Origin of the sequence: Caloramator quimbayensis, from assembly GCF_900167605.1 — a bacterium.
GTDB classification, from domain to species: Bacteria; Bacillota; Clostridia; order Clostridiales; family Caloramatoraceae; genus Caloramator_B; species Caloramator_B quimbayensis.
The window spans coordinates 23,222-31,963 of sequence record NZ_FUYH01000027.1; the positions used below are offsets into that span (position 1 = coordinate 23,222).

Here is an 8,742-nt window from a genome sequence, read left to right on the forward strand (position 1 = left end):
ATATTGTGGCTTAGGGACAAATGTAAAAAGAAAAAAGAGAGACTAAAGGAAGTGTTTGTGGATTATAGAGAGATTAAGTAGCCCTCAGCAAATAAAATGCTGAGGGCTTATTAAAATTATAAAATCTTATTTACAACTTAGGAATTAAAAAATTTTGATTTATGCAGGATTTTATATAAAATAATAGAAAATATATATTAACAAAAAGTTAATTTAATTCTTTTGTAACCTTATATGATAAGAGGAGAATGGTATGTGTAAAGTAGTTGTTGCTGACGATGAAATAAAAGTATGCCAGCTGATTTGTAATCTAATTGATTGGAAAGCTATAGGCATGGAGATAGTTGGAGTTGCTAATAATGGTATCGAAGCTCTTGAGCTAATAAAAAGATTTGAGCCAGATATTGTAATAACTGATATAAGGATGCCCGGATATGATGGACTAGAATTAATTAAATATGGTAAAGAAATAAAAGAGAATATAGATTTCATTATAATAAGTGGATATAGTCATTTTGAATATGCTAAGACTGCAATAAAGTATGGAGTTATTGATTATTTATTAAAACCTATAAAAAAAGATGAACTTTTGGAGATTTTAAATAAAATAAGAGAAAAAAATAGACAAAAATCAGAGAAGATATCGAATGAAAATATAGGATTTAATTTGCAGAAGGATCTTAAAAAATTGAGGTCATTATTTTTTGTTGAAAAATTATTAAATAACGATAAAAAGAAGAAAGAAGTTACTTTAGAACAATATAATCAGAATTATTATTTTAAATTTCAACCTGGTATTTTTCAAATATTTATAATTAAACTTGATTATGAAAATGAAGAGCAATTTGAAAATAGTCTGAAAATTATTAAAGATAAAATTGTTAGTATATTAAACAAAATGTTAAAACACGAATGTTTTGAAATGGAGATATATTTTAATAATAGTAGAGGATATTGTTTATTAAATTATGAAGAAGCAAACAAAAAGATAATAAGAAAGCTACTTAAAAATTGTTTGGATGAAATTATTATTCAAAAAAACATATATGGAGGAATTAAGTTTACAATAGGAATAGGAATGACTGTAAAAGATATAAATGAATTAGAGAATTCTATGATTGCAGCTGAGGCAGCAATAGAGCAACGGTTAATTGAAGGAACTGATAAAATAATTGAAAATATACAATTTCAAAGTTATTGCAATGACAATTCTTTAATAATTGATTTTACTAATAATATAGAAAAGACAATAGAAATTTTAGATTTGAATGGAGCTATTAAAGTTTGTGAATTATTTAAAGATAAATTATTTAAAAATGCAAATCTTTCAGGTTATGAATTTTTTAACTTTATTAAAGAAGCTTTTAATATCTTCTTAATAGTTCTAAAAAAATATCAATTAGATTCTACGATTTTAGAACAAATAAATGAATCTTTTTATAACCGTTTAGAATTGTGCAGTAGTGCATCACAGCTGTTTTTACACTTTGAAAGACATATTAAAGAATCTTTTGAGATAGTAATTAAAAATAAAGAACAGGAAGATATAAGACCAATAAGAATTTCAAAACAGTTTATAAATGAAAATTATATGAAGCCTATAACTCTTAAAGAAGTTAGTGATTATGTAGGATTTAATGATTCTTATTTTAGTTATTTATTTAAAAAAGAAAATGGCATTACTTTTTTAGATTATCTCTCAGAGGTTAGAATGAATAAGGCCAAAGAATTATTAAAAAATACTGACTTGAGCGTTGCAGAAATATGTGAAAGGGTAGGCTATAACGATTTAAAGTATTTTGTCAAAAGTTTTAAAAAATTTACAGGTATTAAGCCAAGTGAGTATAGAAAACTTTTTTCTTAGGTGGGAAATGTAAATGAAAAAAAGAAATACTTATTATTTATCTTATAGAGTTTTTTTTTATGTATTATTGCTGTTAATCTTTAATGTTTTTTTATTTCTATTTTGGATGATTACATCAATCTTAGAGAAAAAATATTTTATTACTTTGTCAATATTTTTTGCCTTTTTAATATTTATTATTTTTACAGGTTATAAATATATTTATATACCCTATAAAGAAACAAAGAAGGTATTAACACTTTTTTCCATGGGATATACACTTCAAGGAATATATGAATTGAAATATCCCCTTAGCCCAGAATTCGAAGGAACAATAAATAAGTTTAAGTCTTTTGTAAATGTAAGTGAGATGATAAATGCTTCAAAAAGACAAGCCCAGTACCTTGCTTTACAAAATCAGATTAATCCTCATTTTTTATATAACAGCTTGGAAGGTATCAGGGGAGAGGCAATATCAGCGGGATTGAATAATCTGGCAGAAATGACAGAAGCATTAGCAACTTTTTTTAGATATATCATTTCTAATATGGAACACTTAGTAACATTAGAAGATGAATTAGAAAGTATTGAGAATTATTTTATTATTCAAAGGTATCGATTTGGAGAACGTTTAAACTTAAACATTGAATATGATTATGAGGAAAAGGAAGAGATTTTAAAATATCGATTACCAAAACTTACATTAGAACCTATTGTAGAAAATTCAATATTTCACGGAATAGAAAGGAAAATGGGTGATGGTAATATTAGTATAAGAATTGAGACAACACCCAAAAGACTCATTATAACTGTATCTGATGATGGAATGGGGATCAATGAAAGTCGTTTAATGGAATTAAATGAAAAATTAAAGATACAATCCTTTGAGTATATTAAGCCTGATGATGACGAAAAAAAGATAGGTATAGCATTAATAAATGTTAATAATAGAATTAAGCTTTTATTTGGAGAAGAGTATGGCATCAATATTTACAGCAAAGAGAATGTTGGTACAGATGTTGAAATAACATTACCACGTATAATGAAGCAGGGTGATGAATAAATGAAAAATGAGGTTTTGCGTATAGAGAAAGTTACACAAATAATTGAGGGTATAACTTATTTGGATAGTTTTAGTTTTCATATTTTTGAAGGAGAGATAATGGGGCTTTTGTGTATTAATGCCCATGGGAAAGAAGAATTAATACAGTTGCTTTTTCAAAACATACCTATACATTATGGCCGAATTTATTTTAAAGAAAATTTAGTAAATAGTTATGAACATAGTTCTATGAGTATGAACCCAGTAGCAGTTATTGAAAATAAAAGCCGTTTAATAGAAAATCTAACAATATCAGATAATATATTTGTATTAAATAAAGATTTTAAAAAAAGTATAATTAATACAAAAGAACTAAATAAAAACTTTGAAATACTAATTGAAGAATTAGGTATTGAAATTAATTCAAATGAGATAATTGGCAATTTAAATATATATGAGAAGTGTGTTGTTGAGATATTAAAAGCAATTACAGCAGATGTAAATTTAATTATTCTAAGAGATATATGCAATTTTATAAGCATCAATGATTTGCAAAAAATACATAGTTTAATTAGATATTTATCAAAGAAAGGTATTTCTTTTCTCTATATATGTAACGATTATGAAGAAGCATTTAAAATTTGTGATAGAATTTCTATAATGAAAAATGGTAAGGTTTTAAAAATTTTAAACAAAAATGAATATAGTGAAGAAAAAATTATACCTTATACTGTAGATTACAGTGGAAAAGAATTTTTTATTACTGAGAATAAATTAGAAAAAGAAATATTAAGGTTTGAAAATATAACGACTGAATTTATAAATAATATGAGTTTTAATATAAATTTACAAGAATGTGTAGTTTTTTTAGATAAAAGTAATACAATATTTTGTGATTTAATAAAACTTATGAATAGAGAAATAAGGCCAAAATCCGGAAAAATAATATTTAATAATATGGATTATATTAAAAATTATTATAAATTAAATAAGGATATATTGTTTATACAGGAAAATCCGATGCAAAGTATGTTGTTTAAAAGTATGAACTACATTGATAATCTTTGTTTCTTATTAAATAATAAAAAATCTTTTTTATGGCTTAAAAAAAATATAATAAAAAGTGTTATAAAAGAGTATGAATCAATAATTGGTGAAGATATTTATTCAACTAATATTTCAAATTTATCTCCTCAATCTTTGTATAACTTAATTTATTATAGGATTCATCTGTATAATCCTAAAGTCCTGTTTTGTATTCAGCCTTTTTCTGGAGTTGATATAAATTTAAAACAGCATTTAATAAAATTAATTAATATAATAAGAGAGAAAAAAATTACTATAATAATTCTTACTGTAAATCTTTCTGATTCACTTTCAGTTGCTGACAGGCTAATAGTAGTTGAGCAGGGAAGATTGTGTAAAGAGTATCGCAGGGAAGAATTCTATAAATTTAATTAATTAGAATTTTTTCTTGCGATACTGTTTTGATGACATTAATAATATTTTGAAATTATAAAGTCCCAAAAATAATCCACCTAAAACCAAAATATGTCCCATTATTATTTTTTGGTATTTATGTTATATTTTTTATGTAATATTTAGAAAATTCAATCTTTAACACATGAAAAATATACTAAATAAAATAGTAGTCTAAAAATAGCAGTAAAGATAGGTGGATTTTATGAGTGAGTGTATTGTTGAAGCTAAAAATATTAACAAATCTTTTCCAGGGGTAAAGGCACTTGATGACGTATCCTTTAATTTAAAATCAGGAGAAGTTTTAGCGTTACTTGGGGAAAATGGTGCGGGGAAGTCAACGTTGATGAAAATATTAAGTGGCATATATAGCAGAGATAGTGGTGAAATATACTTTTTCGGCAAAAGTGTAAGCGAGTTATCACCAAAAAAAGCACAGGCAATTGGAATTTCAATGATACATCAGGAATTAAATCTATGTCCACATCTTACGGTTGCAGAAAATATTTTTCTTAATCGTGAAATTACACATCTTGGCATTGTATCACACAATGAAATGAATATAAAAGCAAAAGAAATCCTTAATAAGTTAAATATTGATATTTCACCAGAAACAATTGTTGGGGATCTTACAGTTTCAAAACAGCAAATGGTAGAGATAGCAAAGGCACTTTCATTAAATGCCAAAATTCTAATAATGGATGAACCTACATCAGCTTTAACTTCAAAGGAAATTGATGATCTATTTAGAATAATTAATAAATTAAAAAGTGAAGGCTGTGGAATAATATATATTTCTCATAGATTAGATGAATTACAATTTGTTGCAGACCGAGTAACCATAATGCGCGATGGAAAGCATATAATAACTACAAACTTTAAGGATATTACAATGGCAGATATTATTACTTATATGGTAGGTCGTGAAATAAAAGAAAAATTCCCAAGAATACCTTCTAAAAGAGGTAAAAAAATACTTGAGGTTGTAAATTTGAATGCAGGAAGACTCATTAGAAATATAAATTTTGAATTATATGAAGGCGAAATACTTGGAATTGCAGGATTGATGGGTTCAGGCAGAACAGAATTAACTAGAACTATCTTTGGCGCAAATACAAAAGAGTCTGGGGACATTTTTCTTAATGGTAAATTGATTAATATAAATAAACCCTTTGATGCAATTAAAGAAGGAATTGTATTGGTACCTGAAGATAGAAAAAAGGATGGTTTGTGTACAAAATTAAGCGTAAGAGATAATATTTCACTGCCTAATCTTGATATTTTATGCAATTCAATTGGCATTGTTGATAGAAAGAAAGAAAAAAATATTGTTAATAATGCAGTAAAAGATTTAATGATTAAATTACCTAATATTGATGTTGAAGCAAATAAACTTTCAGGAGGGAATCAACAAAAAGTTGTTGTAAGTAAATGGATGGCAAGAAATTTTAAAGTTGTAATGTTTGATGAGCCTACAAGGGGTATTGATGTTGCTGCAAAAGTTGAAATATATAATCTTATGAATGAACTAAAAAGACAGGGTATAGGAGTTTTGTTTGTATCTTCAGAGATGCCAGAGATATTAGGAATAAGTGATAGAATACTTGTAATGTGTGATGGAAGAATGACTGGTGAATTAGATATTAAAGATGCAACGCAGAAAAAGATTCTTGAATATGCTACTAAATTTGACAATAAAATTGCAGTATCTTAATAAATTGGTTTTGGGAGTGTTAAATATGAGCAAGAAAGAGAAGAGAAATATACTAAAAAGAATGTTAGAAATTAGAGGAATGGGACAAGTTATTACAATTAGTGTAGGTTTAATAGTTCTTTGTATTGTATTTGCATTTTTAAATCCTATGTTTTTTTCAAGCAGGAATATAGGCAACTTACTTAGGCAAATTGCTCCTATACTTATTATAGGAATAGGACAATCATATGTGCTCATAACTGGTAATATTGACCTTTCTATAGGTTCGGTTGTTGGAATGAGTTGTATGATTTCAGCTACATTGATGACTAAGGGAATAAATCCTTGGGTTGCTGTTGCAATAACCTTTGTATGCTGTATTGCTATAGGAATTGTAAATGGACAGCTGGTAGCAAGTTGTAAACTTCCTCCTTTTATTGCCACTTTAGGTACCATGACAATTGCAAGAGGAATTGCACAGATAGTAAATAACAATTATAATACTGACACTATTGGTAATGCTGCAAAAGGATTTAGAGATTTCTTTTACTATGGAAGATTTTTGAATGTTTATAACACGATTTGGATTACACTTATTCTTTGGCTTATTTTCAATTTTATTTTAAGCAGAATGCGTACAGGCCGTTATATTTATGCTATTGGAAGCAATTCTGAAGCTGCAAGGCTTTCAGGTGTTAATATAACTTACGTTACAACTAAGGTTTATGTTTATAGTGCAATTTGTTCCTGTGTTGTAGGATTAATAATATGTGCTACAAGCGGTATGGGAACAATGGATGCAGGTAATGGATATGAATTATATGCAGTTGCAGCTTCAGTTATTGGTGGGGTTAGTACCCTTGGCGGTCAAGGTATTCTTCTTGGAACTGTAATTGGAGCTTCTATTTGGGGAGTATTACAGAATGGACTGCAATTTGCTGGTGCACCTGTTGCTATTCGTAATATTGTAATTGGAATAATAGTAATAATTTCTGTGCTATTAGATGTAATAGTAAGAAGAGATAAGCCTAAAATTAAGAAAGATAACCGATGGCCAATTCAAAATAATAATAATGATGTTAAAGCGTAAAGCTTTATAATAAAAAAGGAGGTAATAAATATGAAAAAAAATCTATTATCAATTTTAATATGTCTTGCTATGCTTGTAGGTTTATTTGCAGGCTGCGGCAGCAAGGCTACTAACCAACAGACATCTTCTCAAAATAATGGTTCTACAGAACAATCTACATCTAAAAAATATAAAGTTTTTTTGATTACAATGGATCAAATGGATCAGCATTGGGTAAATGTTGATAAGGGATGTCAAAAAGCAGTTGCTGAACTTGGCAATATTGATTATAAGTGGCTTGCTCCTGATGTTAAAGACGATGCTAAACAGATTGAATGTATAAACAATGCTGTAGCTGGTGGAGCAAATGCTATACTTTTAGCAGCTAATGGACCTGTTGCAGTAAAATCTGCTCTTGAACAGGCACAGCAGGCAGGAGTTAAGATAATATACGTAGACTCACCAGCAGATTTTCCATCAATTGCAACATTTGCAACAGATAATAAGGCAGCAGGTACAACTGCAGGAAAAGAAATGCTTAAAGCTCTTGAAGGAGCTGGTATAAAAGAAGGTAAAATAGGTATTGTTAATGTAAATGCAGCTACTGCTTCAACCGTAGCACGTGAAGCAGGCTTCCGAGAGGCATTTAAAGGATCAAAGTTTGAAATATTAGAAACTCAATATGGAGAAGGAGATGCAGCAAAATCAAAGGATATAGCAGCAAACTATATTACTCAAGGCTGTGTTGGAATCTTTGGAGCTAACGAAGGTTCAACTGTTGGTACAGGAAATGCAATTAAAGAAGCTGGGAAGAAAGTAATTGGTGTTGGTTTTGATAAATCTGATGCTATATTAAACCTAATTAAAGATGGATATATACTTTGCACAATGGCTCAAAACCCAGATGTTATGGGTTATGAAGGAATGAAGGCAGCAGCCCAGGCTTTAAGTGGACAATATTCAGGTCCTACAAATGTAGATACAGGTGTATCTGTTATTGATAAATCAAAACTTCAATAATTTTAGTCTCTAAAAGATGGTTTGAAAAACCATCTTTTACTTTAAGTGTGCCCGGCATGGGCGACAGCTTGGCGGTGAAAGTCCGCTATGGACTTGGTAGTGGGAACCATTAGCCAATGGCAAGGGTGTCCATCGTGAGGTGGAATCTGAAGGAAGCCGGAGGCAAAGTCCCGGCTCGATGAACAAGAACCACATATTAGGCTGACTTGAGGTGGATGAGTTTGCGTAACAAAATAAAGTCCAACACTACCCGAGCCTCATACAGTAAATGTGGCGAGTATATGGGATGAAGGCGGTTGCTCTTACCCGGGGAGGTCTAACAGATATGCCATAAAAAGAATGAACTTTCTCAATGGCAACCTATTCAGCGATGAATAGCTGAACTGTTAGAAGTCAGCAGAGGTCATAGTACTACGAAATACGCGTTATCGTGGGAAGGACCGAACGCTTTGAGGTTTTGAATTTTGAAGACTTCGAGAGATATTCAAAGATTGCAGAAAACTGAATATACAGGCTACCCTGTTGATAATAGTGTGGAACACGAAGGTAAACAAGGAGTGCATAGAGTATCTCCGGCAGTCCCAGAAGGAAGAACT

The 8,742-nt window shown here is 29.2% G+C and carries 6 protein-coding genes; all 6 read left to right on the forward strand.

Annotated elements, in window-relative coordinates; all coding sequences use genetic code 11:
- Positions 1 to 253 precede the first annotated feature (253 nt).
- The 6 genes from B5D15_RS12870 (at position 254) to B5D15_RS12895 (ending at position 8,146) form a co-directional block, all read left to right on the forward strand.
- A complete protein-coding gene (locus B5D15_RS12870; protein WP_078697522.1) occupies positions 254 to 1,864 on the forward strand; it encodes a response regulator in 1,611 nt (536 codons plus the stop codon).
- Between the two features lie 106 nt (positions 1,865 to 1,970).
- On the forward strand, positions 1,971 to 2,906 hold the full coding sequence (locus tag B5D15_RS12875; protein WP_242948753.1) for a sensor histidine kinase: 936 nt from the start codon (positions 1,971 to 1,973) through the stop codon (positions 2,904 to 2,906).
- Positions 2,907 to 4,346: an ATP-binding cassette domain-containing protein gene (locus B5D15_RS12880; protein ID WP_078697523.1), complete on the forward strand. Its 1,440-nt coding sequence runs from the start codon at positions 2,907 to 2,909 to the stop codon at positions 4,344 to 4,346.
- A gap of 223 nt (positions 4,347 to 4,569) precedes the next feature.
- On the forward strand, positions 4,570 to 6,078 hold the full coding sequence (locus B5D15_RS12885; protein WP_078697524.1) for a sugar ABC transporter ATP-binding protein: 1,509 nt from the start codon (positions 4,570 to 4,572) through the stop codon (positions 6,076 to 6,078).
- Positions 6,079 to 6,103: 25 nt separating this feature from the next.
- On the forward strand, positions 6,104 to 7,147 hold the full coding sequence (locus B5D15_RS12890; protein WP_078697525.1) for an ABC transporter permease: 1,044 nt from the start codon (positions 6,104 to 6,106) through the stop codon (positions 7,145 to 7,147).
- A gap of 30 nt (positions 7,148 to 7,177) precedes the next feature.
- Positions 7,178 to 8,146: an ABC transporter substrate-binding protein gene (locus B5D15_RS12895; protein ID WP_078697526.1), complete on the forward strand. Its 969-nt coding sequence runs from the start codon at positions 7,178 to 7,180 to the stop codon at positions 8,144 to 8,146.
- The last annotated feature ends 596 nt before the right edge of the window (positions 8,147 to 8,742 follow it).

Excerpts from the sequence above, each read along its gene's own strand:
- B5D15_RS12870 (WP_078697522.1), top strand. The coding sequence starts at position 254 with ATGTGTAAAGTAGTTGTTGCTGACGATGAAATAAAAGTATGCCAGCTG.
- B5D15_RS12875 (WP_242948753.1), top strand. The coding sequence starts at position 1,971 with ATGATTACATCAATCTTAGAGAAAAAATATTTTATTACTTTGTCAATA.
- B5D15_RS12880 (WP_078697523.1), top strand. The coding sequence starts at position 2,907 with ATGAAAAATGAGGTTTTGCGTATAGAGAAAGTTACACAAATAATTGAG.
- B5D15_RS12885 (WP_078697524.1), top strand. The coding sequence starts at position 4,570 with ATGAGTGAGTGTATTGTTGAAGCTAAAAATATTAACAAATCTTTTCCA.
- B5D15_RS12890 (WP_078697525.1), top strand. The coding sequence starts at position 6,104 with ATGAGCAAGAAAGAGAAGAGAAATATACTAAAAAGAATGTTAGAAATT.
- B5D15_RS12895 (WP_078697526.1), top strand. The coding sequence starts at position 7,178 with ATGAAAAAAAATCTATTATCAATTTTAATATGTCTTGCTATGCTTGTA.